Origin of the sequence: Porcipelethomonas sp., assembly GCF_051893655.1 — a bacterium.
Lineage (GTDB): Bacteria > Bacillota > Clostridia > Oscillospirales > Ruminococcaceae > Porcipelethomonas.
The window spans coordinates 1-26,387 of record NZ_JBJFHN010000142.1; the positions used below are offsets into that span (position 1 = coordinate 1).

General features: G+C 36.8%; 28 protein-coding genes and 1 pseudogene. 18 read left to right on the forward strand and 11 right to left on the reverse strand.

Annotation, left to right across the window (positions count from 1 at the left end; all coding sequences use genetic code 11):
* Positions 1 to 116 (forward strand): ribosomal protein L7/L12 (locus ACI4WO_RS08675; RefSeq protein ID WP_439807192.1); only part of this gene is annotated, 116 nt, incomplete at its 5' end.
* Between the two features lie 60 nt (positions 117 to 176).
* On the opposite strand, the gene ACI4WO_RS08680 is transcribed toward ACI4WO_RS08675, so the two are convergent.
* The 4 genes from ACI4WO_RS08680 to ACI4WO_RS08695 all read right to left on the reverse strand — a co-directional run bounded on the left by ACI4WO_RS08680 (position 177) and on the right by ACI4WO_RS08695 (position 1,527).
* Positions 177 to 431, reverse strand: a complete 255-nt coding sequence (locus ACI4WO_RS08680; protein WP_439807165.1) for a pro-sigmaK processing inhibitor BofA family protein — start codon at positions 429 to 431, stop codon at positions 177 to 179.
* Between the two features lie 19 nt (positions 432 to 450).
* Positions 451 to 795: a hypothetical protein gene (locus ACI4WO_RS08685; RefSeq protein ID WP_439807166.1), complete on the reverse strand. Its 345-nt coding sequence runs from the start codon at positions 793 to 795 to the stop codon at positions 451 to 453.
* A 27-nt stretch (positions 796 to 822) separates the two neighbouring features.
* Positions 823 to 1,212 carry a hypothetical protein gene (locus tag ACI4WO_RS08690; RefSeq protein WP_439807167.1) on the reverse strand — a complete coding sequence of 130 codons (390 nt, stop codon included), beginning with the start codon at positions 1,210 to 1,212 and terminating at the stop codon, positions 823 to 825.
* Between the two features lie 69 nt (positions 1,213 to 1,281).
* A complete protein-coding gene (locus tag ACI4WO_RS08695; RefSeq protein WP_439807168.1) occupies positions 1,282 to 1,527 on the reverse strand; it encodes a hypothetical protein in 246 nt (81 codons plus the stop codon).
* Between the two features lie 135 nt (positions 1,528 to 1,662).
* Here ACI4WO_RS08695 and ACI4WO_RS08700 point away from each other — a divergent pair, with 135 nt between their 5' ends.
* The 3 genes from ACI4WO_RS08700 to ACI4WO_RS08710 all read left to right on the forward strand — a co-directional run bounded on the left by ACI4WO_RS08700 (position 1,663) and on the right by ACI4WO_RS08710 (position 5,184).
* Positions 1,663 to 2,139 (forward strand): metallophosphoesterase family protein, encoded by a 477-nt coding sequence (locus ACI4WO_RS08700; RefSeq protein ID WP_439807169.1) that lies wholly within the window; start codon positions 1,663 to 1,665, stop codon positions 2,137 to 2,139.
* Positions 2,140 to 2,203: 64 nt separating this feature from the next.
* A complete protein-coding gene (locus tag ACI4WO_RS08705) occupies positions 2,204 to 4,645 on the forward strand; it encodes a YfhO family protein (protein ID WP_439807170.1) in 2,442 nt (813 codons plus the stop codon).
* A 2-nt stretch (positions 4,646 to 4,647) separates the two neighbouring features.
* On the forward strand, positions 4,648 to 5,184 hold the full coding sequence (locus tag ACI4WO_RS08710; RefSeq protein ID WP_439807171.1) for an NUDIX domain-containing protein: 537 nt from the start codon (positions 4,648 to 4,650) through the stop codon (positions 5,182 to 5,184).
* 28 nt (positions 5,185 to 5,212) lie between these two features.
* Here ACI4WO_RS08710 and spoVG read toward each other — a convergent pair whose 3' ends face one another.
* Complete coding sequence (gene spoVG, locus ACI4WO_RS08715; RefSeq protein ID WP_439807172.1) at positions 5,213 to 5,497, reverse strand: septation regulator SpoVG; 285 nt, start codon at positions 5,495 to 5,497, stop codon at positions 5,213 to 5,215.
* Positions 5,498 to 5,605: 108 nt separating this feature from the next.
* Here spoVG and murC point away from each other — a divergent pair, with 108 nt between their 5' ends.
* The 14 genes from murC to ACI4WO_RS08785 all read left to right on the forward strand — a co-directional run bounded on the left by murC (position 5,606) and on the right by ACI4WO_RS08785 (position 20,887).
* Positions 5,606 to 7,024 carry a UDP-N-acetylmuramate--L-alanine ligase gene (murC, locus tag ACI4WO_RS08720; RefSeq protein ID WP_439807173.1) on the forward strand — a complete coding sequence of 473 codons (1,419 nt, stop codon included), beginning with the start codon at positions 5,606 to 5,608 and terminating at the stop codon, positions 7,022 to 7,024.
* A 1-nt stretch (position 7,025) separates the two neighbouring features.
* Positions 7,026 to 7,607, forward strand: a complete 582-nt coding sequence (lexA, locus tag ACI4WO_RS08725; RefSeq protein WP_439807174.1) for a transcriptional repressor LexA — start codon at positions 7,026 to 7,028, stop codon at positions 7,605 to 7,607.
* Between the two features lie 112 nt (positions 7,608 to 7,719).
* Entirely contained in the window at positions 7,720 to 8,085 is a 366-nt protein-coding gene (zapA, locus tag ACI4WO_RS08730; RefSeq protein WP_439807175.1) for a cell division protein ZapA, read from the forward strand.
* Between the two features lie 6 nt (positions 8,086 to 8,091).
* Positions 8,092 to 10,116 carry a DUF3656 domain-containing U32 family peptidase gene (locus ACI4WO_RS08735; RefSeq protein ID WP_439807176.1) on the forward strand — a complete coding sequence of 675 codons (2,025 nt, stop codon included), beginning with the start codon at positions 8,092 to 8,094 and terminating at the stop codon, positions 10,114 to 10,116.
* A gap of 25 nt (positions 10,117 to 10,141) precedes the next feature.
* Positions 10,142 to 10,585, forward strand: a complete 444-nt coding sequence (gene dut, locus ACI4WO_RS08740) for a dUTP diphosphatase (RefSeq protein WP_439807177.1) — start codon at positions 10,142 to 10,144, stop codon at positions 10,583 to 10,585.
* A 35-nt stretch (positions 10,586 to 10,620) separates the two neighbouring features.
* The gene (locus tag ACI4WO_RS08745) at positions 10,621 to 10,878 is read left to right on the forward strand and encodes a DUF4321 domain-containing protein (RefSeq protein ID WP_439807178.1); all 258 of its coding nucleotides are present in this window, start codon (positions 10,621 to 10,623) and stop codon (positions 10,876 to 10,878) included.
* A 189-nt stretch (positions 10,879 to 11,067) separates the two neighbouring features.
* Positions 11,068 to 12,084, forward strand: coding sequence for a rod shape-determining protein (locus ACI4WO_RS08750; protein ID WP_439807179.1), 1,017 nt, complete (start codon positions 11,068 to 11,070; stop codon positions 12,082 to 12,084).
* 45 nt (positions 12,085 to 12,129) lie between these two features.
* Positions 12,130 to 13,116 carry a rod shape-determining protein MreC gene (mreC, locus tag ACI4WO_RS08755; protein ID WP_439807180.1) on the forward strand — a complete coding sequence of 329 codons (987 nt, stop codon included), beginning with the start codon at positions 12,130 to 12,132 and terminating at the stop codon, positions 13,114 to 13,116.
* Positions 13,116 to 13,670: a hypothetical protein gene (locus ACI4WO_RS08760; protein ID WP_439807181.1), complete on the forward strand. Its 555-nt coding sequence runs from the start codon at positions 13,116 to 13,118 to the stop codon at positions 13,668 to 13,670. The genes mreC and ACI4WO_RS08760 overlap by 1 nt, the downstream gene beginning before the upstream one ends.
* A 24-nt stretch (positions 13,671 to 13,694) precedes the next feature.
* Complete coding sequence (locus ACI4WO_RS08765; RefSeq protein WP_439807182.1) at positions 13,695 to 15,836, forward strand: peptidoglycan D,D-transpeptidase FtsI family protein; 2,142 nt, start codon at positions 13,695 to 13,697, stop codon at positions 15,834 to 15,836.
* A 233-nt stretch (positions 15,837 to 16,069) separates the two neighbouring features.
* On the forward strand, positions 16,070 to 16,474 hold the full coding sequence (gene mgsA / locus ACI4WO_RS08770; RefSeq protein WP_439807183.1) for a methylglyoxal synthase: 405 nt from the start codon (positions 16,070 to 16,072) through the stop codon (positions 16,472 to 16,474).
* Positions 16,475 to 16,571: 97 nt separating this feature from the next.
* On the forward strand, positions 16,572 to 17,873 hold the full coding sequence (hisS, locus tag ACI4WO_RS08775) for a histidine--tRNA ligase (protein ID WP_439807184.1): 1,302 nt from the start codon (positions 16,572 to 16,574) through the stop codon (positions 17,871 to 17,873).
* A 319-nt stretch (positions 17,874 to 18,192) separates the two neighbouring features.
* Entirely contained in the window at positions 18,193 to 19,980 is a 1,788-nt protein-coding gene (gene aspS, locus ACI4WO_RS08780; protein WP_439807185.1) for an aspartate--tRNA ligase, read from the forward strand.
* Positions 19,970 to 20,887: an RsiV family protein gene (locus ACI4WO_RS08785; RefSeq protein WP_439807186.1), complete on the forward strand. Its 918-nt coding sequence runs from the start codon at positions 19,970 to 19,972 to the stop codon at positions 20,885 to 20,887. The genes aspS and ACI4WO_RS08785 overlap by 11 nt, the downstream gene beginning before the upstream one ends.
* Positions 20,888 to 20,902: 15 nt before the next feature.
* Here ACI4WO_RS08785 and ACI4WO_RS08790 read toward each other — a convergent pair whose 3' ends face one another.
* The 6 genes and pseudogenes from ACI4WO_RS08790 to ACI4WO_RS08815 all read right to left on the reverse strand — a co-directional run.
* Positions 20,903 to 21,829 (reverse strand): M14 family metallopeptidase, encoded by a 927-nt coding sequence (locus ACI4WO_RS08790; protein WP_439807187.1) that lies wholly within the window; start codon positions 21,827 to 21,829, stop codon positions 20,903 to 20,905.
* Positions 21,823 to 22,785 (reverse strand): M14 family metallopeptidase, encoded by a 963-nt coding sequence (locus tag ACI4WO_RS08795; protein WP_439807188.1) that lies wholly within the window; start codon positions 22,783 to 22,785, stop codon positions 21,823 to 21,825. Before ACI4WO_RS08795 ends, ACI4WO_RS08790 begins: the two co-directional genes overlap by 7 nt.
* Positions 22,786 to 22,810: 25 nt before the next feature.
* On the reverse strand, positions 22,811 to 23,584 hold the full coding sequence (locus ACI4WO_RS08800) for a transglutaminase family protein (protein ID WP_439807189.1): 774 nt from the start codon (positions 23,582 to 23,584) through the stop codon (positions 22,811 to 22,813).
* 36 nt (positions 23,585 to 23,620) lie between these two features.
* A complete protein-coding gene (locus tag ACI4WO_RS08805; RefSeq protein ID WP_439807190.1) occupies positions 23,621 to 24,313 on the reverse strand; it encodes an alpha-E domain-containing protein in 693 nt (230 codons plus the stop codon).
* Positions 24,295 to 25,638 carry a circularly permuted type 2 ATP-grasp protein gene (locus ACI4WO_RS08810; RefSeq protein ID WP_439807191.1) on the reverse strand — a complete coding sequence of 448 codons (1,344 nt, stop codon included), beginning with the start codon at positions 25,636 to 25,638 and terminating at the stop codon, positions 24,295 to 24,297. Before ACI4WO_RS08810 ends, ACI4WO_RS08805 begins: the two co-directional genes overlap by 19 nt.
* Positions 25,639 to 25,803: 165 nt before the next feature.
* A pseudogene (locus ACI4WO_RS08815) lies at positions 25,804 to 26,387 on the reverse strand (ABC transporter); the annotation flags it as partial.

Sequence of the window (26,387 nt, forward strand, 5' to 3'; positions counted from 1 at the left end):
CTAAGGAAGTTGTTGAATCAGCTCCTAAGGCTCTTAAGGAAGGCGTTTCCAAGGCAGAAGCTGAAGAACTCAAGACAAAGCTCGAAGAAGCTGGTGCTACAGTAGAAATCAAGTAATTTCTGCGTATTACATGAATTTAAACCTCCGATTCTATGAATTCGGAGGTTTTTATTTTTCTAAAGAAGCATGTTAACACAAGTAATAAGTATGACTCCGGGTACGCCAAGAACAAGAGACATCATAGTATTAAACATATTTATCTGCGGAGAAAAACCTATGTAACTGCCAAAATAATGCAAAAGTACAAGAGATACTCCGCCTGATACCATACCCAAAATCGCTGACCTTACAGTATGCTTTCTTTTAGCGTAAAAACGCAGCATTATAAGTCCGATAATTACCCATATTCCCTTAAAAATCAGATCATTCATAATTATTTCCTCTTTTCTTTTACATCATAATATATCCTAAAGCTATAAGCAGCTTCAGATCTGCACCTTCTCTGGCAAGAATTACTATCAAAGCAATTATTAATATTTTATCATTATCAATTTTACCATCATAAAATAATCCGGAAAGCAATCCATTTATAGGATTGCTGTTATTTTTACCCGAATTCTGCTGCATTCTGTTCTGATGTATAACATTTTCTGATTTATGTTCTTCATGACTATCCGGCGGATGGTCTCCGGCTTGTACATTGCTTTTATTATAAACGGAGCGATTGTGCATTTCCCGTGTACGTCTGAGTGCATCCTGTCTCATAAAATTGATTTCTGACTGACTGTAATTCATGCTTCTCACCTTCTCTCAGAGTACTGTTTATATAATATCATTTAAAAGTCCGCTGTCTTTAAGCACCGTCCAGACTGCAAACAATTTAAGTATTTTTACCGCTTTATCAACTCTTGCTCTTCTTTCTTCACGAAGCAGCGGCTTAAGTGCCAGAAGAAGTTCTGCACTTTTGTCATTTGAAGCCTTAGACATAATTTCCTGTACTTTTAATATTTTTGTAAAATCAAAATCTCCAAGGCCAAAATCCCCTGAAAGATCCGCAGACTGATGATTATCATTTTCTGAACCGGAACTTTCAGATTCTTTTTGTTCAGAATTTTCAGGGGAAGAAAACATCTTAGCCAGATCACTTAACTGTTTCATACTTTCTTCATCAGACAACATTTCCTGAATTTTTCCCATTAAATCATCTGGCATAAGCATCCTCCCTCCCCTGATTTTTACAGCAGAATTATTTTTTTAATGGTTACCTGCTGCCCCTATATCTTATTTTCCGCCGGTCAGTTTTTTATACAGTGCCTGAGCCTGAGGGGTTGAAATAATTTTTTCAATTAATTTCGGATTATTCATAACCTGCTTGAATTTTTCTGAATCGCTTTTGCTCATATTATTAAGAGCAGCATCAAATTTTCCCTGCTCTAACTGACTTCTGAGCGTTTCTACCGGAACGTTCAGCTTTTTACTGACTACCTTTAAAAGTTCATCAGCATTTTTAGGATCAATTTTAGCCATAAGTAAAACCTCTCTTTAATTATTTTTTTATGTTTCTTAAATGAAACTGCCCGAAAGCCATTGTAATTATTCTATATTTATGTTATAATTTTTTTATATATAACCTTTAAGTTTAAATTTTAAGGAGACTTTCCTATGAAAATTATAGTTATGTCTGATTCCCATAACAATTACTTTTCTATTGAAAAGGTCGTAAAGAATTTTCACGGTGATTTGTATATACATCTGGGAGACGGAGAACGTGAACTGAATCAGATCTGTACAAAATATCCTGACAAACAATTTATACATGTTACAGGAAACTGCGACTTTGCAAGCCTGAGTCAAGATGAAATTTTATTCTGTCCTGATGATAAAAACTGCATTTTCGCCGTCCACGGACATAAATACGGAGTCAAAAGCTCCATTGAACCACTCAAAAAAATTGCAAGAAAAAAGGGAGCAAATATACTCCTTTACGGGCATACACATGCACGTTTCAATGAATATGATGATGGATTATATACTATGAATCCCGGAAGCATTTCATGTCCCAGAGACGGTAATCCCCCGTCATTCGGAATTATAGATATAACTCCAAAAGGCATTGTAACCCGTATTATCGACCTCTGATTTTATTATATTCCAAACATATATAAATGTTCCAACAGATATAAAGAAAGGACAACCTGACAACATGACTGGAAATACGCTTTTACGCTCTAAAAGCAATAATAATTACTTTAAAATATTCTTTATGGGATTTTTATCTCTATTTATAATACTTCTTCCCATAATAATTTATACGGGAGGTTATTATATATATTACGGAGATTATAATTCCCAGCAGATACCATTTTATCTTCATGCCCATGACTTTATAAAAAATGAAGGGCTTGGATGGGACTGGGGTACAGATCTTGGAGCAAATTTCCTGGGTTCATATTCCTTCTATCTTCTGGGCAGTCCGTTTTTCTGGCTTACCATTCCCCTGCCCCATGCTCTTGTGGTATTCGCTATGCCGGTTCTTCTTGCAATGAAACATGGTATAGCCGCAGTAACCGCATACGCATATATAAAACGTTTTGTAAGAAATAAAAACGCAGCCGCTATCGGAGGAATGCTGTATGCTTTTTCCGGATTCCAGATGTTCAACATTTTCTTCAATCATTTTCAGGATGTAACTGCATTTTTTCCATTGATGCTTATTGCTCTTGAAGAACGGGTAAATAATAACCGCCGCGGAGTTTTTGCAGCATCTGTTGCACTCATGGGAATAATAAATTATTTCTTCTTTGCCGGTCAGGCAGTATTTGTAATCCTATATATTCTTGTGAGAATAAAATCGCCGGATTTTAAAATAACATGGAAAAAATTCTTCAGTATTGCTCTGGAAGCTATTATGGGAGTTATGATTGCTATGGTCATGCTGCTGCCTTCAGCTCTTGCAATACTCGGAAATTACAGAGTTAATGAACGTTTATACGGACTCGATCTTGTGACATATAGTGACAGAACACGTATTATAAGAATTATTCAGAGCTTTTTCATGATTCCTGACGTTCCGGCAAGACCTAATCTGTTCAGTACAGACGGTGCAAAATGGGCGTCCATAGGCGGTTATCTACCTATGTTTTCTATGGCAGGAGTTATAGCGTTCTCAAAGGCGAAAAAAAAGCACTGGTCTGTAAAACTCATTATTATATGCATGATATGTGCATTTATTCCTATTTTAAACAGTGCATTCTATACGTTTAACAGCTCATATTATGCAAGATGGTTCTATATGCCTATACTGATAATGGCAATGATGACCGCACAGGCATTAGATGACAAAAGCATAAAACTAAAAAGCGGTATTGCAGTCTGCGGAGTGGTTATGGCAGGACTTGCTGTAATCTCAATTCTTCCTAAAAAGACCGATGAAGAGGTAACATGGTTTGAATTTGCAAACTATCCGGCTTATTTTGCAGTAGTTTTAATTATATCCATTGCCGGTCTTGTACTTTTATATTTTATTGAAAGACTAAGGAAAAAAGGCAGAAGCTATATGACGGCAGCTCTTGTATCTACAGTAACTGCATGCGTTGTCTGCACAGCGTCTGTTGTGTATTTCGGAGTTACACTGGGATCATATCCGGCAACGTATATAAACAATGGTATTTATGGCAGTGATAATTTAAGTCTTGATGATCCTGAAGAACAGTTCTACCGAATTGATATTTCAGAAAATTATGATAATTATCCTATGTTCTGGGGATATTCCTCAATGCGTGCATTTCAGAGCATAGTTCCAGGAAGTATTATGGAATTTTATCCTGAAATAGGCGTAACCAGAGATGTTGCCTCAAGAGCACCCCTCGAAAAAAGTACTATAAGAGGACTTTTTTCAGTAAAATATTACTTTGATAAAGTTTATTCAGATCAGGAAGAAACATATACCTATATATGTGATCTGCCGGGATTTGAATATAAAAATACCCAGAATGGTTTTTATGTTTACGAAAATAAATATTACCTTCCTATGGGATTTACCTTTGATAATTATGTTACAGAAAAAAACGCTGAAAGTTATTCTGAGCAGACAAGGGAGCGTATTCTGCTCAGAGCACTTATATTAAATGACGAACAGGCAGAAAAATATTCCGATATAATAAATAAGCTTCCGGCTGATCAAACTGTCGGATTAAATGATTCCACTTATATTGAGGACTGTATTGAACGCAAAAAGGAAACCTGTTCAGAATTTTCCTATGACTCAGAAGGTTTTGACGCTGAAATTTCTCTGGACAGTTCAAAGCTTGTATTCTTCAGCGTTCCTTATGATGACGGCTGGACAGCTTATGTAAACGGCAAACCTGTGGATATTGAAAAAGTAAGCTATGGATTTATGGCAGTAAAGGCAGAAGCCGGAGACAATACAATTGAATTCAGGTATGAAACTCCCGGACTGAAAATCGGTGCTGTAATTTCAGTTATTGGTCTGGTAATTCTTATAGTTTATATAATTATTTTCAGAAAGAAAAAAGACGAACTCTCAGGATTTTCACATTTCTACAACTATGACTGTGATAATTCCTGCAGACTTGAAGAAGAATATAAAAATAAAATTATTTCAAAATATAAAACGGAGGAATAAAAATGCATCTGGAAGAAAAAACAATATCAAGCGAAAGCGTATATAAGGGAAGAATTTTTGAAGTTACAAAAGATATGGCTTTGCTGGAAAACGGCAAGGAAGTCACCAGAGATGTTGTACATCATTCAGGAGGAGTTACTGTTATCCCGGTTACGGATAACAATGAAATACTTATGGTAAGACAATACCGCTATCCTCATCACAAGGCTATTCTCGAAATTCCTGCCGGAAAAATTGAACCCGGTGAAAAGCATTACGACTGCGGAAAAAGAGAATTGCTTGAAGAAACAGGCTGTACATGTAAAAAATATGAATATCTGGGAGAAATAATTCCTACTCCGGCTTATGTAAGCGAGGTAATTCATCTTTATATTGCGTCCGGTCTTGAATTTTCAAAGCAGAAGCTTGATGAAGACGAATTTCTTGACGTTGAAAAAATTCCGATGGAAAAAGCTGTTGAAATGGTTATGAACGGAGAAATAACTGACTCTAAAACACAAATAGGCGTTTTAAAGGCATGGTATCTTTCAAAAAAATAGCCTGCCGTAAATAACGGCAGGAAAATAATCAAACAGCCTGTTCTTCTGCTTCAGTAATTGCAACGTGTCGGCTGTAGGCATCCAGAATCTGATCTTCTAGCATGTGTCTTGCATCCGGAGAAATTGGATGTACAATATCTCTGAAAACTCCGTTTTCATCCTTCCGGCTTGGCATTGCTACAAAAAGTCTTTCATCACCCTGGACAATTTTAATGTCGTGTACTGCAAGAATGTTATCCAGCGTAATGGAAACTATAGCACGCAGCCTTCCCTCTGTAATAGTCTTTCGGATTTTAATATCAGTAATGCTCATAAATTATGACCTCCTTAGAATGTTTACAGGGATATTATTGAACGCAGAAGGTAAAAATATACATATAATAAAAAAGCGTTAAAAATATAAAGATAGGATATGATTGACATGAATAACGATATACTCAATGGCAAAAAGCATATACATTTTATAGGAATAGGCGGTTCCGGAATGTATCCTCTGGCTCAGATTCTTCATTCTCAGGGATATTTTCTGACCGGTTCTGACAATAACGAAACTGAAACTCTTGAAGCTGTCAGAAAAATGGGAATTCCTGTTTTCATGGGACAGCGAGCTGAAAATATTGAAGGTGCAGATCTTATTGTTCATACAGCTGCTATAATGGCAGATAATCCGGAATTAATCGCCGCAAAAGCTTCAGGAGTTCCGGTACTTGAACGAAGCGAACTTCTTGGAATTGTAACCAGCTGGTACAGTAATGCTATATGCGTTTCAGGTACTCACGGAAAAACTACCACAACCTCAATGATAACTCAGATTCTTTATACTGCCGATATTGATCTGTCAGCATTTATCGGCGGAAAACTTCCTTGTATAGGCGGAAGCGGACGTGCCGGAAAAAGTGATATTATGGTATGCGAATCATGCGAATTCGTAGATACATTCCTGAAACTTTATCCGGATATAGCAGTTATTTTGAATATTGATGAAGATCATCTTGATTATTTTAAAAATCTTGATAATATTATAAAATCATTCCATAAATTTGCCGGAAATGCTACCAAAGCACTGATAATAAACGGTGATGATGAAAATACTCTAAAGGCTGTTAATGGAATAACAGGAAAAGAAATGATCTCATTTGGTTTAAATCCCGAAAATGATTATTATGCAAAGGATATCAAAAAAATTTCGGGAATGGAAACTGAATACACCCTTATGCATAAAAATCAGCAGCTGGGTCAGATAAGATTACATGTCGCTGGAATGCATAATGTTTTAAATTCCCTTGCAGCTGCTGCAGCAGGATTTTATGTTAACGTTCCTTTTGAAAGTATACAAAAAGGTCTTTCAGATTTCCGTGGTGCCGGAAGAAGATTTGAACTTATCGGCAAAGAAAAAGGAATTACAATCGTTGATGATTACGCTCATCATCCAACAGAGCTTTCTGTAACTCTGAACGCTGCTATGGGAATGGGATACAAACGAGTATGGGCAGTATTTCAGCCGTTTACATTTTCAAGAACCGCAATACTGCTTGATGATTTCGTAAAGGCACTTTCTATTCCGGATATTGCAGTACTGACAGATATTATGGGATCAAGAGAAAAAAACACATACAACATCTTTTCAAGAAATCTGGCTGAAAAAATAGACGGCTGCGTTTATTTTCCTCAGGATGAAACAGCTGAATATACTGATGAAAGAAAATATGAAAATTTCAGTCAGGTCTGTGATTATGTATGCGAGAATGCACAAGAAGGAGATCTAGTGATAACTCTCGGATGCGGAGATGTTTATAAGGTTGCCAAAATGATTTATAAAAAACTGAAAGGCCGGGAATAAAATGCTTAACGAAAAGGCTACTGCCATTTATGAATTTATAAAGGATTCTATTGACAGCGGATTTCCCCCGACTGTAAGGGAAATTTGCAGTGCCTTGGATATCAAATCCACCTCAACTGTACACAAATATATAAATCTGCTGGTTGAAGAAGGCTATCTGGAAAAAATGGATAATCATAACAGAGCTATAAAGCTCAAAGGCGGAAACAGTGTCTCTGTTCCGCTGGTGGGCGATGTGGCAGCCGGACAGCCTATTCTTGCCATCGAAAATATTACCGAATATATAAATTTTAACACAGAAAAACGATACAGCAATCCGCTTTTTGCACTTAAAATAAAAGGCGAAAGTATGATTAATATTGGTATTTTCAATGATGATATCGTAATTGTAGAAAAAACTGATTACGCTGAAAATGGTGATATAGTCGTTGCTCTTGTTGATGATGAAAGTGCAACCGTTAAAACATTTTATAAGGAACATGGTCATTACAGGCTTCAGCCTGAAAATGACACTATGGATCCGATTATTTCAGATAATGTAAAAATACTCGGAAAGGTTACTGCACTTATAAGATATTTCTGAAAATTTGAAAAAAATTTTATTTTAGGTATTTTCAATTCCGACAAAATATATTATAATAAAATGTGTATCAAATTAAAACGACAAATTCAATTTGTACCGAAAGGATAAAATAATGCTTAACAGAGTAAAAGTTATAATATGCGGCAAAGAATATATGCTGCAGACAGAAGAACCGCCAAGCTATGTATATGGACTTGCAAAACTGCTGGAAAAACGTCTTAACGATATGTGTTCCGGAAATACATCAATTTCACCTTATTCCGCCGCTGTTATGGTGGCACTTTCAACCCTTGATGACCTCAGCAAGGCACAGGGTAATGTTGATAACATAAGAATGCAGGCAAAGGAATATGTTGATGAGGCAGGAAAAGCACGTATTGAACGTGACGCAGCCCTTAAGGAAATAGAAGTGCTGAAATCAAAAATTGAAGAGCTTGAAAGCAATCAGCAGCTGAAAAAGCTTAAAGACAGTATTTAAGCTATAATGAATGACAGTGAAATACTGGCTCCTGCCGGAAGTCTGGAATCCCTTTTAGCTGCAATAAACTGCGGTGCTGACGCAGTTTATGTGGGCGGCAAGCAATTTTCAGCAAGACAGAATGCCGCTAATTTTGATAATGATGAACTTAAACAGGCATCTGATATATGCCATTTGCACGGTGTTAAAATATATCTGGCAGTAAACACCATAATATTTGACAGTCAGGTAAAAGAATTTTCCGATTTTATAGAATACGCTGCCGAATGCGGTATTGACGCATTTATCGTTCAGGATCTGGGAGCCGCTGAAATCATCAGAAATATTATTCCTGATGCAAATATTCACGGCTCAACTCAAATGACCATTCATTCCGTTCGTGGCGCAGAATTTCTTCAAAAGCTAGGGTTTAAACGTGCTGTATTGTCACGTGAGCTGAATGCTGACCAGATTGCCGAAATATGCCGTGTGGGAATTGAAACAGAGGTTTTTGTACACGGAGCTTTATGTATGTGCGTTTCCGGTCAATGCTACATGTCATCTATGATCGGTCAGAGAAGTGCTAACAGAGGTCTTTGTGCACAGCCATGCCGACTTCCGTTTTCTGCATGTAAAAATCCTGAGAATACTGCCCTTTCCTTAAAAGACCTGTCATTGATGAAACATCTGAAAAAAATGTCAGAAAATGGCGTTTTTTCATTTAAAATTGAAGGTCGAATGAAACGTCCGGAATATGTTGCTTCCGCTGTCAGTGCCTGCCGTCAGGCACTTAACGGTCAATCTCCGGATATGGCACTGCTTAAATCAGTCTTTTCCAGAAGCGGTTTCACAGATGGATATTACACGGGAACACTCGATAATATGTTCGGAAAACGGGAAAAAGAAGATGTTATAGCCGCAAAGGATCTCCTGCCGGAAATAAGACGAAAATACAGTAAAGATCGAAAAACAGATGTTCTTTACTTTAATGCAGAGGTCAAAAACGGAAATCCTGTCAGGCTTAATGCCAGAAGTAACTGCGGCAATGTCTCTGTTTCCGGGGAAATACCCCAGCAGGCAATAAAAAAAACTCTGGATCATGAATATCTTGAAAAACAGCTTTCAAAACTGGGCGGAACTATTTATGAATACAAAGGTCTGAAATCTGAAATTGATGCCGGACTTTCTTTAAGTGCAAAATCCATAAATGCTCTGAGAAGAGAAGCTTCCTGCCTTATGGATAAAAAAATAATTGAACATAATACTCCTGTTTTTCATAAGAAAAATCTGAGTATTTATCCGGAAAATTCACACGAAGAACTTAGCCAGATACGCATGAGAATTTCGTGCGGCAGACAGCTTGAAGCAGTATCGGAAGCAGATTACGTAATTATGCCGTCCTATGTATTTTTACATAATTATTTTTCTGATACATCAAAAGTAATTATTGAACCTCCGAGGTTTATTTACAATGAATCAGAAATCACAAACGAGCTTGAGCAATGCCGACGAATGGGTGCTGAACATCTTATGTGCAATAATCCGGCATATATTGAAACAGGAAAAAATCTTGGATTTAAGCTTCATGGAGATTTCGGTCTGAATATAGCTAATTCTTACAGTATCAATTTTCTGAAAAAAATTGATTTTGAAGACGCTGTTCTTTCATTTGAACTTAAACTCGGACAGATTAATGCTCTGAAAAAAAGCATGAATACTGGTATTATTGCATATGGCTATCTTCCTGTGATGCTTACAAGAAACTGTCCTGTAAAAAATGAAACAGGATGCAAAAAATGTGAAAAATTTCTTCAGGACAGAACTGGAAGAAGAAACAAAATAATATGCCATAAAAAATATACTGAAATCTTGAATTCCCAGCCTCTTTATATGGCTGACCGGATGGATGAAATTAAAAACGTCAGCTTTATTACTCTTTATTTTAACGATGAATCACCCAGTGAAATAAAAAAAATTATAAGAGAATACAAGTCCGGCGGAAAAATGAGAGAAAATATTACTAGAGGACTTTATTACAGAGGTGTTCTATAAAAAGTCTTCTGAAACGGAGAAAAATATGAATCATATTCTTAAAATAAAAAAACTTAAAGAAAATGCTGTACTGCCCGGCAGAGCAACATCAGGCAGTGCAGGTATGGATCTGTCTGCATGTATTGATAATGACACAGTTATTGCTCCCGGAGAAATAAAGCTTATTCCTACTGGCATTGCCGCTGCTCCGGACACTGATCAGTGCGCTCTTTTAATATATCCAAGATCAGGACTTGCCTCAAAACACGGAATCTCACTGGCAAATTGCGTAGGAGTTGTAGACAGCGACTACAGAGGTGAAATAAAAATCCCTCTTATAAACCACAGTGATAAAAACTTTACTGTCACAAACGGAATGCGTATTGCACAAATGATCATGACACCGGTTATACTGCCGGAAATAAGTGAAGTAAATGAACTTGATGAAACAGACAGAAATTCCGGCGGCTTCGGCTCCACCGGACAATAAAAATCTAAGGTTAACAGCCGGAAAGGACACATAAAATGAAAAAGAAAATTCTGCTGATAGCTCTGCTCATTGCCGGAGCGATAGTCGGTGCAGTGGCTGCAACAGGTGCCGGACATATAGATGCTTTAAGCTGGCTTGCATATTCAAAAAGTATCAGCGTTTCTCCGTTTACATTAAATCTGGTAATTATTAAACTTACTTTCGGATTCGATTTTTCAATGAGCGTATCACAGATTCTGTTCATGATTCTGGCTGTGGCTCTATATCCGAAATTTTCTAAAATGATAGGATGATACATAATATGCCGGATAAGTATTTAAAAGCTATGTCGGCAAAATAGATAAAAACATTAAAAACACATCACACAAATTTTCTGACAGATATGTTGTTAAAGAAACTGTTTGGTGGTATAATAAAATTAATATTTCTTAAAGACTGAAATAAATCAGACAAAACGGAACATAAAGGAGAAATGTTTAAAAATGTTTACAAAGGATATTGGAATAGATCTGGGAACCGCCAATACCCTTGTTTTTATGAGGGGCAAGGGCATTATAATCCGTGAGCCTTCGGTTGTGGCAGTTGATACAAGAACCGATAAGGCAAAATATGTAGGAAAAAAAGCAAAGGAAGTTATAGGAAGAACTCCGGGTTCTATTATTGCAGTAAGACCGCTGAAGGACGGCGTTATAGCTGATTTTGATATTACTACTACTCTGCTTCAGGAATTTATTAAAAAAGCTCTGAGAGGTACTTTTTTTACCAAGGCAAGAGTTATAATCTGTATTCCTTCCGGCGTTACTGCCGTTGAAAAACGTGCCGTAAAGGAAGCTGCTGAAAATGCCGGAGCTAAAAGAGTGTTTATTGTTGAAGAACCTATGGCAGCAGCAATAGGTGCAGGTCTTCCGGTATCAGAACCAACAGGCAGTATGATAGTAGATATAGGCGGCGGAACAAGCGAGGTAGCAGTTATTTCTCTGAGAGGAATTGTAACATCACGCTCGGTAAGAGTTGCCGGAGATGAATTTGACAGGTCGATTATTAACTTTATAAAGAAAAAATATAATCTCCTGATCGGCGAAAGAACAGCAGAAAATATTAAAATTGAAATCGGTTCCGCATACCCCAGTGAAAATGAAAGAACAATGGAAATAAAGGGAAGAAATTTATTAAACGGACTTCCTGAAAATATTACCGTTACCTCTACTGAAATAAGAGACGCTCTTACCGAACCTCTTTCAAGAGTAATAGATGCTATAAAAGTAACTCTTGAAAAAACCCCTCCTGAACTCTCATCAGATATTATAGATCAGGGAATTACACTTGCCGGAGGAGGTGCTCTTCTCAGAGGTCTGGATAAGCTCATAAACCGTGAAACCGGAATGCCTGTTTATATAGCAGAGTATCCTCTGGACTGTGTTGCAGAAGGCACAGGCAAAATCCTTGAGGATCTTGATAAATTTGAAGACGCATTAACTGACGATGCTCACTATTACTGAGGCGGGAATGTCCCGCCTTTCTACTAAAGAAAGGAGAACAACAAAGTGAACCAGTTTTTTAAGAGCGTCAAATTTAAAATCATAGTTTGCATTGCTGCTTTTTTTCTGGGAATTGCTCTTTATTCAGTTACCAAAGACGGTCAGACATCTGAAGGCTCTCAGCTTGTTGGAACTGTCTTAAATCCTGTAAAAAAGTTTTCAAACATGATCTCGGACAAAGTTTCTCTTGTTATTGATCTGTTTGTTAATTCTGAGGATTATGTAGAGGAAAATCAGAAACTAAAAGAACAGATTGCTGATCTGAACAGCCAGCTTATAGATTATGAAGATATGAAATCAGAGGTTGAAGACCTTCGCAAATTTATAGGTATCAAGGAAGAAAACAAGGATTTTGTCCTTTCTCCTCCATGCACTATAATATCAAGAATGGCAAACGATCCTTATGGCACCTTCGTAATAGACAAGGGTTCTAATGACGGCATATCTCTTTATGATCCGGTTGTCACATCCGAGGGACTTGTAGGAGTTATTACAGAAGTTGCAAAATCATATTCTACTGTAAGAACACTTCTTTCTCCTGAGCTTTCAGTAGGCGGTTTATGTGTTGAAAGCCGTGATACCGGCATAATTGAAGGAAGCTTAAGTCTTGCAGCTGATGGAAAATGCAAAATGATTTATCTTGACAAAAATCATAAAATAAAAGAAGGCGATCTTATTATAACCTCCGGAAACAGCGGACAGTTCCCTCAAGGGTATGTTATAGGAAATGTTACTGAAACCGGAATTGAAGAAAGCGGACTTACAGCTTATGCTGTCATTGAGCCGGCTGTAAATCCGAATAAGATAAATAATGTTATGGTTATAACTGACTTTGACAGAAATGAACAGGAAAACCAGATTCCGACAGGAAATATCGGTGAGGAAACTACTGAAAATACTACGGAATCATCTGATGACAAAAAAAACAATGACGATAATTCAGAAACTGCCGAAGATCCTACTGAGGAAACAACAGAAAGCGGTGAAGAATAGTGGCTATGAAACAAATGACCAGAATTCAGAAAATCAGATACTACGCTGCAATACGATGGGCAATTTACATACTTCTTGTACTTGTTTCAGCAGTATTAATAAACATCGGCAAAGGTGTAAAGCCAATTTATTTTATTCCTCTGTGCGTGTGCATCTGCATGAATGAAGGAGAATATCCCGCTGCTTTCTTAGGCGGGATCTGCGGACTGCTGCTAGATGAAGCAACAGGAAAAATTTTCGGCTACAGCAGTATATTATTTATCGTATTCTGCGTTGCAACAACTATTCTGTTCAGACATCTGCTTTTCCAGAATGCTGTTAATGTAATTGCTCTGTCGGCAGTTTATACATTCATTTATCAGATGCTTGACTACTTCTTTTATTATGCCATGTGGGGTTATGAGGGTTCAGGTTACGTTTTTTCTGATATTGCTTTACCATGTGTTTTCTATACTATAATGATTTCTCCGGTAGTATATCTTATTATAAAACCAATTGTAAAAAGATTCTACCCGAAAAAAGCTAAAAATATAGAAGAAGCAATGAAGATATGATTTCTCTTGAAAGAAAGGATAACAATGAAAGAAATTCTTGATAGACTCAGAACTGCATTCTTAGCTATTATTGTTATAATAGCTGTGGCACTCGGCGGTATACGCCTTATGACAGTACAAATAGTCAACGGTGACTCATATATGGCAGAATCTGAATATACTTCAATCTATACTCAGACTATAAAGGCAACAAGAGGTCAGATAGTAGATAATGACGGAAATCCGATAATTGAAAATAAAGTCGGTTTTAACATAATAATAGACGATTCATTCTTCCCCTCAGACAACAAGGAAGCAAACAGCATATTAATGCAGACAATAAAAATCCTGGAAGAAAATGATCTTCAATGGAATGAAACTCTTCCCATTACAGACAGTGAACCTTACGAATTTGAAAAGGACAGAGACAGTGATGTTGAAAAACTTAAAAGTCTTATAGGTGTTAACGTATATGCTACAGCTGAAAACTGTATAGACAAGCTGATTGATGACTATGAGATATCTGATAAGGATTACAACCAAAAAGAGCAGAGAATTCTTGCTGGTATAAGATATGAAATGCTGCTCAGAGATTTTTCTCTTGGCAATACATTTACTTTATGTGAAGATGTTCCGGTTGAAGTTGTTACAAAAATTAAGGAACTGGGCGTAAAGCTTAAAGGTATTGATGTGACTGAAGAAGCAATCCGTGAAATTGCTCAGGGAGATGTTATACCTCATGAAATTGGTACTGTAGGTCCTATTTTTGCTGAAGAATATGAGGAACTCAAGGAAAAAGGCTATGCCATGAATGATACGGTAGGAAAAAGTGGTATTGAACTTGCACTTGAAGACAAACTAAAAGGCAAGGATGGTACAAAAACCATTAATGTTACAAATGGTTCTGTAGTTTCTGCTGATGTTACAGAAGAAGCAAAAGGCGGAAATACAGTAAAGCTTACTGTTGACAGCGATTATCAGCGTGATGTTCAGGAAATTCTTGAAAATTTTACAAAATACCTAAGAGAATCCAGCAATGATTATAAGGACGTATACTGCGGAGCTATAGTTGTCCTGGACGTTAAGGACAATGCAGTACTTGCTATGGCAACATCTCCGACATACAATCTGAATGACTACAAATCAAAATACGATGAAATACTGGAAGCTGACAATACTCCCCTTCTGAATCGTGCTACTTGCGGTCTTTACAGACCTGGTTCTACATTCAAGACTGTAACTGCCACAGCCGGTCTGAATGAGGGAATTGTTACCGGAAATACCACATATAATTGTACTCATACAATGACTTTCTACGACCAGACCTATGGCTGTACCGGATATCACAATGATATTGCCGTTGCAGAGGCTTTAAGAGTTTCATGTAATATTTATTTCTATGAGCTGAGCCGCCGTCTGGGAATTGACAAGCTTTCCGAATATGCTTCAATGTATGGTTTTGGTCAGCATACCGGAATAGAAACCGGCGATTATGCTGGTGCAATTGCAAATCCGGAAAGATTTAATGAAATTGGTCTTGACTGGACAGTAGGTCAGGTCCTTCAGGCTGGAATCGGTCAGTCAGAAGTTGCGGTAACTCCCCTTCAGATGGCTGTTCAGGCTTCAACAATTGCAAATCAGGGAGTCAGATATGAACCTCATCTGGTAAACAGTATTTATGATTATTCAATGACAGAAAAAATTGAAGACCATGAACCTGTAATTGCTGAACAGATAAACCTTAATTATGATTATGTATATGATTATATTACACAAGGTATGGTTTTAGCATCAGGCAATAATTTCCCGGCAGAATATTCTCTTTCAAATCTGGGTTTTGATGTAGCAATTAAAACAGGTACTCCACAGAACTGGCGTAACGGTGAGGAACTTACAGACAGTGCGTTTATCGGATTTGCTCCTGCATATGACCCTCAGATTGCATTTGCCGGAATAATAGAAGGCGGCGAATATTCTAAATATATGATCAGAAGCATTATTCAGGCATATTACAAAAATTTTCCCGAAAACGGTACGGCAAACGGCATGGATAACATTAATTTCCTTACTCCTGATACAACAACTGCCGTGACTGTTACAGATGCTGATGGCAATATTGTTTCCACACCTGAAACTCAAACTACAGTTGATACAACATCTGCAGATATATCTGAAAATGAAGATTAAAACGAGATTTTTATCTCGTTTTTCTTTTCGTCAAAACGTACAAATGTCAACATTATAAATCATTCAATTTACACGATTTTAATAATATCAACAAATTCTTCTTTGACAATCGCTCATTTTATGGTATAATATATAATGAATTAGTAAACAAAAAATAAAGAATTACAAAAATTTCTAATAAACTTAAATTACATACGATAAAAAATATCCAGGTAATGGAAAGGAAAATTGATATGACAATTGCTTTAATCGCTCATGATTCAAAAAAAGAACTCATGGTTCAGTTTTGTACCGCTTACTGCGGTATTTTATCCAAATACAATCTCTGCGCAACCGGAACAACCGGAAAACTTGTAAGTGAAGCTACCGGACTGGAAATTGCACGCTACCTCAGTGGAAAACAAGGCGGCGGTCAGCAGATAGGTGCCAGAATTTCATGTAATGAAATTGATGTGCTTCTGTTTTTCAGAGATCCTATTAACCCTAAGGCAAATGAACCTAATGACATTAACCTTTTAAGATTATGTGATGTTCATAATGTACCGGTGGCAACCAATATTGCTACTGCTGAAGCTCTTATTCTCGCTCTTGAAAGAGGAGATCTTGACTGGCGTGAGATTGGTAACCCGCGCATATAAATCATTCCTTAAGGAACGATTAAATAATACGGTTTTTAATTGCTTCTTTATCAATTCTTAACCGTTATTCTATATATATTTATGAATGGAGATTCTTATGGCACTTACTATTAAAAGACCAAATGGTACTGAAGACGTAATTCCTAAAAACATATATAAATGGCACACTGTTGAACGTGCAGCCAGAGAGGCTGCTTCCGGATACGGTTTCAGGGAAATACGCATTCCTACATTTGAAAATACTGAACTTTTCCAGCGATCTGTAGGAGAAACAACAGATGTAGTACAAAAGGAAATGTATTCGGTTATTGCAAAGGAAACTAAATTTACTCTGCGTCCGGAAGGGACTGCCGGAACAATCAGAGCACTGATGCAAAACGGTCTTTTAAACGAAGCAATGCCACAGAAAGTATTTTACATACTTTCCTGTTTCAGGCACGAACGCCCTCAGGCAGGGCGTCTGAGAGAATTTCACCAGTTCGGAGTTGAAATGGCTGGAAGCAGTCTGCCAAGTGCTGACGCTGATATTATTTCTCTTGCAAGTGATATAATTAATACTCTGGGCATTAAAAATACAGAGCTGAAAATTAATTCCATAGGCTGTCCGAAATGCCGTGCAGAATATCATAAGGCTCTGAAAAAATATTTTGAAGACAAAAAGGATAAGCTTTGCGAAACATGTCAGTCAAGACTGGAAAAAAATCCTATGAGAATTTTAGACTGCAAAAGTCCTGTATGTTCTGAAATTGCCAAAGATGCTCCTCTTATTCTGGATTATCTTTGTGATGAATGTGCAGAACATTTTGAAAAGCTTAAATTTTATCTTGATAATCTTGATATTAAATACACTGTTGATCCTAAAATAGTAAGAGGTCTGGATTATTACACAAAAACTGTATTTGAATTCGTTACCACTGATATTGGTGCTCAGGGAACCATATGCGGCGGCGGAAGATATGATGGACTTATCGAACAGCTGGGCGGTCAGAAAACTCCTGCTTTAGGATTTGCCATGGGTCTTGAAAGACTTATTATAACGATGGAAAATCAGGGAATTTCCTTTGACAGTGATATGGGATGTAATCTTTATATTGCTCCAATGGATGATAATGCTGTACCTCATGCAATGAAGCTTGCAAAAAGCCTTAGAGACGAGGGTTTCTGGGTTGAATATGATGTTGTGGGAAGAGGTCTGAAATCTCAGATGAAATACTCGGACAAACTTGGAGCAACATTTACAATGGTTCTTGGCGATAATGAAATTACAAGTAAAAAAGCCAGACTCAAAAATATGAAATCCGGAGAAGAAATTGAAATTGCACTTGACAGCTCATTTGTTCAGAATTTCTCAAATATAGCTGTCGGTGAAATGTTTAACGGAGTACTAGAAGATATATAATGAAAAAAGACTTTTTAAAAAAAATTTCTCCTGTAATATTTTCATTACTTATTATATTTGCTTTGATTTTATATATAATTTATATAATCAAAGCAGATAGTATACCTCCTGTTACAACAGTAATATTTGTCATACCGCTTATAATATCAATCGGATTTATTATCTATATGATGATTATGAGAATTATTTCTATTGTACGGACAAAACATGAAAATTCAGATAATTCAGATAAAAATAAATAAACAACATTTTAGCGTGAGAAATCACGCTAAACTTTATAAAAAAGGATTGCCGTTTAAACGGCAGAATGGAGAACACTATGGCTGATAATATGAATGGCTTAAAACGTACGCATTACTGCGGCGAAGTTACAGAAGAAGGAATTGAAGTTACAGTAGGCGGATTTGTACAGAAAATCCGTGATCTGGGAAATCTAATCTTCATTGATTTAAGAGATAAAACCGGTATTGTACAGCTCGCATTTAATGATACAACAAGCAGAGACATTTTTGAAAAAGCCGCTTCATGCAGAAGTGAATTCGTTCTAATGGCAAAGGGTACTACTGCTAAACGTGCAAGTGTCAATAAAGAAATAAAAACCGGGGAAATTGAAATTATTGTTTCAGACCTGCGTATACTCGCAAAGGCACAGACACCTCCTTTTGAAATAACAAATGAAACTAAAGTCAACGAGGAACTAAGACTGAAATATCGTTATCTTGACCTGAGAAGACAGCCTTTACAGCATAATTTAATTATGCGCCATAAAATTGCCAAGGCTGCAAGAGAGTATTTTTATGCAAACGACTTTGTTGAAATTGAAACTCCGATGATGATGAAATCAACTCCCGAAGGAGCAAGGGATTACCTTATTCCGTCAAGAGTTCACAACGGTAAATTTTATGCACTTCCACAGTCTCCTCAGATTTATAAGCAGCTTCTTATGGTTGCAGGTATGGACAGATATATCCAGCTTGCAAGATGCTTCAGAGACGAGGACTTAAGAGCAGACCGTCAGCCGGAATTTACTCAGATCGACCTTGAAATGTCCTTTGTAGATGTGGAAGATATTCTTTCAATGACTGAAGGATTTATAAAGTATCTGTTTAAAAATGTACTCAATATGGATATTACTACTCCCCTGCCTCGTTTAAGCTATACTGAAGCCATGGAACGCTACGGTTCAGACAAGCCTGATACACGTTTTGACATGGAAATACAGGACTTTTCAGAACTTGTCAAGGACTGTGGATTCGGTGTATTTGCAGACGCAGTTAAAAACGGCGGAAGTGTAAGAGCAATTGTTGCTAAAAATTCTGCATCTGTTCTTACCAGAAAAGAAATTGACAAACTGACCGAAATGGTCAGAGGAATCGGTGCTAAGGGACTTGCCTATGTAAGATGGGTCGATGAAAAGCCGTCATGTTCATTTGCTAAATTTTTCAGCGAAGAAGAACTGAATGCAATTCTTACAAAAATTGGCTGTGAAAAGGGTGATACGGCTCTTATTATTGCTGATAAAAATAAGGTTACGCTTCCTGTACTGGGTGCACTGAGACTTCATGTTGCAAAGAAACTTAATATTATTCCGGAAGATAAATTTAATTTCCTGTGGATCACTGAATTCCCGTTCTTTGAATATGATGAAGAAACAAACAGCTATGTTGCTATGCATCATCCTTTCACAATGCCCAAAGACGAATGTATTCAATACCTTGAATCTGCACCTGAAAAGGTCTTTGCAAAGGCATTTGATCTTGTACTTAACGGCACAGAACTGTCTTCAGGTTCAATCCGTATAACCGACTATGAACTTCAGCAGAAAATGTTCCAGGCTTTAGGTCTTTCAGATGAAGAAATCGAAGCTAAATTCGGTTTTCTTGTTGAAGCTTATAAATATGGTGCGCCTCCGCACGGCGGTCTTGGTATCGGTCTTGACAGACTTGCAATGGTTATGCTCCATGCTGAAAGCCTGAGAGATGTTACAGCATTCCCAAAGGTACAGAACGCAAGTGAGCTTATGTCTGAATGCCCGTCTCCTGTTGATCAGGAAAGTCTTGATGTACTTGGAATTGATGTTGTAAAAAAAGAAAATGATGAAAAGTAAGATTTTCTTCATTATGCTGTGCAATGCTTTGCTTTTATGCGGCTGCACAGAAAATAATACAAGTATAACTGTCTCCTCTGAAAATAAAGTTTATGAAACCGTTTCCAAAGAGGAGACATTTTCGTCAGTCATAGAAAAAACTACTTCTCCAACATCTACTACAACCATACCAAACAAGATAGAAGAAGATCCTTTCTTTGATCACCGACAATACCGCTATGACGTTGAATGCGATTTCGTACAGTTTATCAGTGACGAAACCGAAATTTACGCAGAAGACGGCACATTGCTCGGACCTATAACTGTCGAATATCCACAGGTTATAACTGATGATGAAAAAGTAAATAATAAAATAAACAGTACATATAAAGAGTACATGGACTATGTTATGCTGTGTAATACCCCTTTCTTTAATTTAGAACATATTTATGAAAATTATGAAGAATGGGGTGCAAAATATCATTTAATTGACGGTGTAACTTCTGACCTGACTTATATTGACGACAAATATATCAGTTTCCGTGATTATCATATGTTTATGGGTACCAGTGCTGCCCACCCAGCCCACGCCTACACTGCCCATACCTTTTCCCTTAAAACTGGTGATTTACTGACAATTGAAGATCTATTTAATGAAGATTTTATTCATTTTGCAGAAAAATATATTGTCAATGATCTTAATGAAATTGATTATCGTTATCATTATAGAGAATATAATTTATTTTTATTACCTGTCAGAGATAATGTTGATGAAAAGCTTAAAAACAACGAATGGTATTTAACCCCAGATGGATTTACCATTATATTTGCTCATAGTGAATTAACCGCTTACGCATTGGGAACTTTTTCATCAACAATTCCATGGAAGCTTATAAGTGAATATATGAAAGACCCCGGAAATTTATAATTTCCGGGGTTTTAATTAATCGCAAATTATTTTAAAGCACACTGTTTTTTCATTAATCAGCGGACGGTTATATTTGAAATAAACTTCTCCGCTGAATTCAGATTTAATCTTTGAATTAATCGTTCCATCAAGAGGATTCAATATTTCACCCAGTATGTCACCTGCATCCACATGACTGCCAATTTTCAATGCAGAACGAAATATACCGCTGCAATCAGAACGAATCTGTGAAATGCTTGATTCAAGAACAATTTCTGTATCATAATATTTCCTGATTTTTTTATTTATGATACCTGTATTTGACATAAATCTTAAAATTGCTGTAACGGCTTCCTGAGCAGATTCCTCATCAATATAATCTGTAGCATTTGTATAAACTGAAAAGGCCTTTGTTTCCCATATCTGCCAGTTATAATTAAGTGTCGTTGTATCATACGGACGAGGCTTCCTGACAATTCCATACTGAAACCCAAAAAGCTTCATAAGCTCTTTATCTGTAAAACCCGTTTCCATTATTTTCACATGCGGAAGAAAATTACCTTCCTGATAAAAGCTTGCCATCTGAATACCGTATTCATAACCCTGAATCCCATTGAATACGCCGTCAGCAATACGCTGAGTAGTTTCACCTAAATTATATCCCGGAAACATTCGGTTAATATCTGTATTATCCATTGCCCAGAAACGCTTACCAATATTCATAGAATAATAATTAACACATGGAACTACAAGAATTTCATGTCCCTTAACAATCTGTCCATTTTCTTCAAGAAACTTAAGCTTTTGTACAAGCTGTGAACATACGTACATCTGCTGGATTTCATTTCCCCTGAATGCACCTATAACCGCTATAGATTTTTTACCGCTGCCAAATCTGAATCCGGTTACATCCAGACTTTCACGATAAGGAGATTTAAGGGAATAAATAATATCCTTTACCACTGCTGATCATCTCCCTCCATGTTAATATCGTCAGGCTTGTCATTTAAAATCCTGGCAAGGAGCGAACCGCCGTATACAATAGGATATTCTCTGAGAGTAAATATCATGCCGTCGCAGACTGCTGTAATTTCCGCTTCCACTTCACTGGTCAGCGGATTTAAAACATCCCCTATATGTTCACCTTTTTTTACATGATCCCCAAAACCTGCAATAGGTACAAAAATTCCGGCTGCTTTTGAATTAACAAATCCAACGGCTCCGTTAAGAGAAATTAAAGGCTCTCTTACAGAAGGAATTTCCCCCTTCCACATTCCAAGATTAGCCATAAGGTTAATAATTCCGTCAAAAAGCTGATAACAATATTCCTCTGTTATCCTCATTCCTACACCCATTTCTACTACAAGGGTTTTCGTTCCTCTTGAATTAAGACTATGAGCCAGAGTGGATTCCAATACTGTAGCTGATTCATGTACCCATATAAAATCTACATTGAGCATTTTTGCATAAGGTACAAGAGTTTCAGCAGTAGGCACACTTATTCGTATCTGAGGAAGCTCCTTTAGAAAAATATTGCTAGAATGAACATCAATACAAATATCAGCTCCCATTATATCATCAATTACCCCAGCACATAATGTTTCCATCATTGTACCATCCTTTGAACCCGGAAAAAGTCTGTTCATATCAATATCAAAAAGCGGTATTCCTCTTGTTATAGAATCAATTCCCATAGGATTAAGTGCAGGATAAATATCAACTGTTCCGTCCAGAAGTGATATATTTTCTTTAAGATATTTTCCAAGAAGGTAAACAAGATATTGTCCTTCAAGTTCATCTCCGTGTATTCCGGTTACGACGCAAATACGTTTTTTACTGTTTCCATTGGATATACTGGACTTTTGTATTTTCAGTTTTTCATTTACTGCCAGCATAGATTCTGTTACTGTTTCTATCATTTTTTCAGCTCCATTTGATTTTAATTTATACCAGACCAGAACTTATCAGCTGAAGCTGTCTGGTATATGCCCCAAACATAACTCCCCTGTCAATTGCACAGTCCCTGAAATCACGTCCCTGTGAAAGAGCAAGATAGCTGTCATTTACATCACAGTTATTTGTCGGATCATATCCGAACCAGCTTTCACCGTCCCAGACATCAATCCAGCTGTGAGTTTCCCCGTCACAGCTTGCAAGTCCTGCTTTATAACGACATGGAATACCGTTCATTCTAAGTAATGAAAGCATAATATGAGAAAAATCCTGACAAACGCCTTTTTTCAGTACAAATGCTTCATTTGCAGTTGTTTTGGTATCAGTAATATTTTTCACATAGGAAAAGCATTCAGAAAGCTTTTTTGAAAAATAAATCGTTTTTTCATAAGGTGTTTTTGCATCGCATTGCTCCATGAGCATATTATAAAATATTTTCAGTTCATCTCCGGGTTTGGTATAATCTGACTGATATCTGTAACACGGCATAAAATCATGAGTTTTTGTAAAGCTGTCAATTTCTGCTTCACCTTTTACCTCAAAATCAAGAAATCTGTGTTCTTTTTTTAAATATCCACTGATTACTGTATTTCCGAATGCATCGACTGTTTTCTGAGTTGAAACAAACGGTAAAATATCAAGCTCACAGAAAATAATCTTCTGACTTTCATTTTCAAGTGGAATACATCTTAAAGCAAATGTATGATCATACACATTGTTATCAAATGTCAGCTTAGTCTGAAAATTAAATTTCACTTTTTTCATGTCAATCTCTCCTTGTTTTAGAAGTCGTACTTATTTTTACTGTTCAAATAAATTACCCAGACTTTTCAGAATTTCATTAAGATTCTGGATATAATTATCTTCCAGACCCATAGCTTCAACAAGAACAGAAAGCTGTTTGGTATTATAACGGTACGGCGTATTTTTGGGAACTTTTCTGAGATTATCGCAAAGTCTGTCAAATTCCATACTGATATCGGCAAATGGATATCTCAGACGATAATACAAGTCAAGACGTTCAACGCATTTTCCGCATTTGATAATAGTTTTTATTTCTTCATCATAAATATAATCCTCAATACAGCCCCAGAATCCAAATAAAATATCTTCAAGCGGAAGCAGTGCATAAAGCAATCCATGAGGCGTATCCTTTATCTTTTCCAGAGTATCCATACCCATCTGGATAAATGACAGTGCCTCAGTAGAAATATCCTCTCGCAAAACAATACCATTATCATAGGCTCGTTCCAGACTATAGGCAACAGAGTTCTGATTTTCCTTGTCAAACAAAAAGCTTTTAAGAAAATCAGCCTTATTGCCGTAGGTATCCTCAATTCCAAAGCATTCAAGATATTGCTGATACATATCCGGTTTCTCATCAATCATTTTATCATATTGTTTTTCCAGTGCTTTCAAGGTTGTGAATACTCTTTCTGTGTAACGTCCAAGCCAAAAAAGCCTGTTTCCATGTTCTATCGAGATAGTACCCATGTGTCCTTAAAGCCTCCTCCCTGTGATGAATTTACTACAAATGAATCCGGATTTCTTGAAAATCTTGTCAGTCCCGAAGCCCAGACTCTTGTTGTTTCTCCTGATAATATAAATGCTCTTAAATCAGCTTTTCTCATAACCTCTTCCCCGTTATCCATAATCGGAAGGTCAAGAAAGTCAATAACCTCCTGAGCTATAAAACGGCGGGGTTCTCTTATAATAGTAGCTTTAAATTCTTCAAGCTTTTCTTTTGTTAACTCACTGCCGAACACGACTCCATACCCTCCGGCTTCAGCCACATCCTTAATAACAAGCTTGTGAATATTTTCAAGCACATATTTTTTATCCTCTTCATAAAAAGGAAGATATGTAGGAGCATTTTTCAATATAGGTTCTTCACCCAGATAATATTTTATCATTTTAGGCACAAAATAATAAATTCCCTTATCATCAGCAACACCATTACCCGGTGTATTTATTACAGCCACATTTCCGCTTCTGTAGCTTTCCATCAGATTCGGAATACCTATAAGAGATTCAGGAAGGAATGTAAGCGGATCAAGATATTCATCAGAAATTCTTCTGTAAAGTGCACCTACTCTTTCTTTTCCGCCGGAATAGGTTTTATAGTAAAGCATATTGTCTTCAACAAAAAGCTCATCATTCTGAACCAGTACTGAACCTGTAAGCTCTGCAAGATATGAATGCTCAAAATATGCGGCATTATATCTTCCGGGAGTAAGAATAGCATTTATTCCTCCGCAGTTAACATAATCCATAGTATCTTTTAAAAGTTTTGCATAATTTCTGTTATCCACTATTGAATTGCTGGAAAATACTTTCGGGGACGCAACACGAGTCAGCTCTCTTGCTATCAAAGGATACGAAGCACCTGAAGGAATCCTTAAATTATCCTCCAGAATATACCATTCGTTATCCTTTCCCTGAACAAGATCTATTCCTGAAATATGGCTGTAAATTTTTCCGGGAGGAGTTATCCCCTCGCACTGCGGAAGATATCCGCTTGAAATGTACACAAAATCTTCCGGAACAATTCCATCTCTGATAATATTTTTTTCATGATAAATATCAAAAAGGAACATATTCAAAGCATCAACACGCTGAATAAGTCCCTTTTCAATACCTTTAAAATCTTCTGCAGTAATAATTCTGGGTATCGGATCAAAAGGGAACAACTGCTCTTTAAAAGTTCCATTCTTGTAAATTCCAAACTTTACTCCGTATCTTCTCAGCAGCATATTAATTTCATCTGCGTTGCCAACCGGTGTACTGGCTGCATTGGTTTTCAGCATTGTTTCTGTCATTTGAATCACATCCTAAATGTTATTTAATAATTTTGAATATAAAAAAAGGCACTCCGTTTTTACGGAGCACCTTTGCTTCAAAAATTATCTTTAATACCATAATACGCCTTTTTTTCAGAAATGTCAAGAGAAAATATAAATATTTATTATTTTTAATATAATAAGTCAGCTAAGCTCAATAATTTCATCGAACATGTTATCAATCTCATTTTTTATTTGTTCTATTTCAAGGCATTTTTTATTCATAAGTTCAAAATCAGAATAAACTTCCTCATGAGTTATTTCTTCCTGAAGCTTGTCCATCAAAGACTGCTTCACATCAATAAGCTCTTCCAGTTCCCTTATACGGTTTCTCTTTTTAGCTTCAAGGCTTCTCTGTTCCTTTGACTTATAAGCTTTAACACTTTTTTCACGTGCCTCCTGCTCTGCTCTGGCACGCTTTTCACTGTCAATAATCTGCTGCCTTTCAATATCACGTTTTTTATTTACTTCCAGATAGTAATCAAAATCACCATTATACATTTCTGTACCGTCACACCTGATCTCCAGGATTTTCTGAGCAATTTTGTTAAGCAGATATCTGTCATGTGATACAAATATTACTGTTCCGTCATATTCAGCAAGTGCCTGTTCGATAGCCTCTTTCGCAGCAAGGTCAAGATGATTTGTAGGCTCGTCAAGAATAAGTACATTTCCCTTTTCAAGCATCATCAAAGCAAAGCATACCTTTGCTCTTTCTCCGCCGCTTA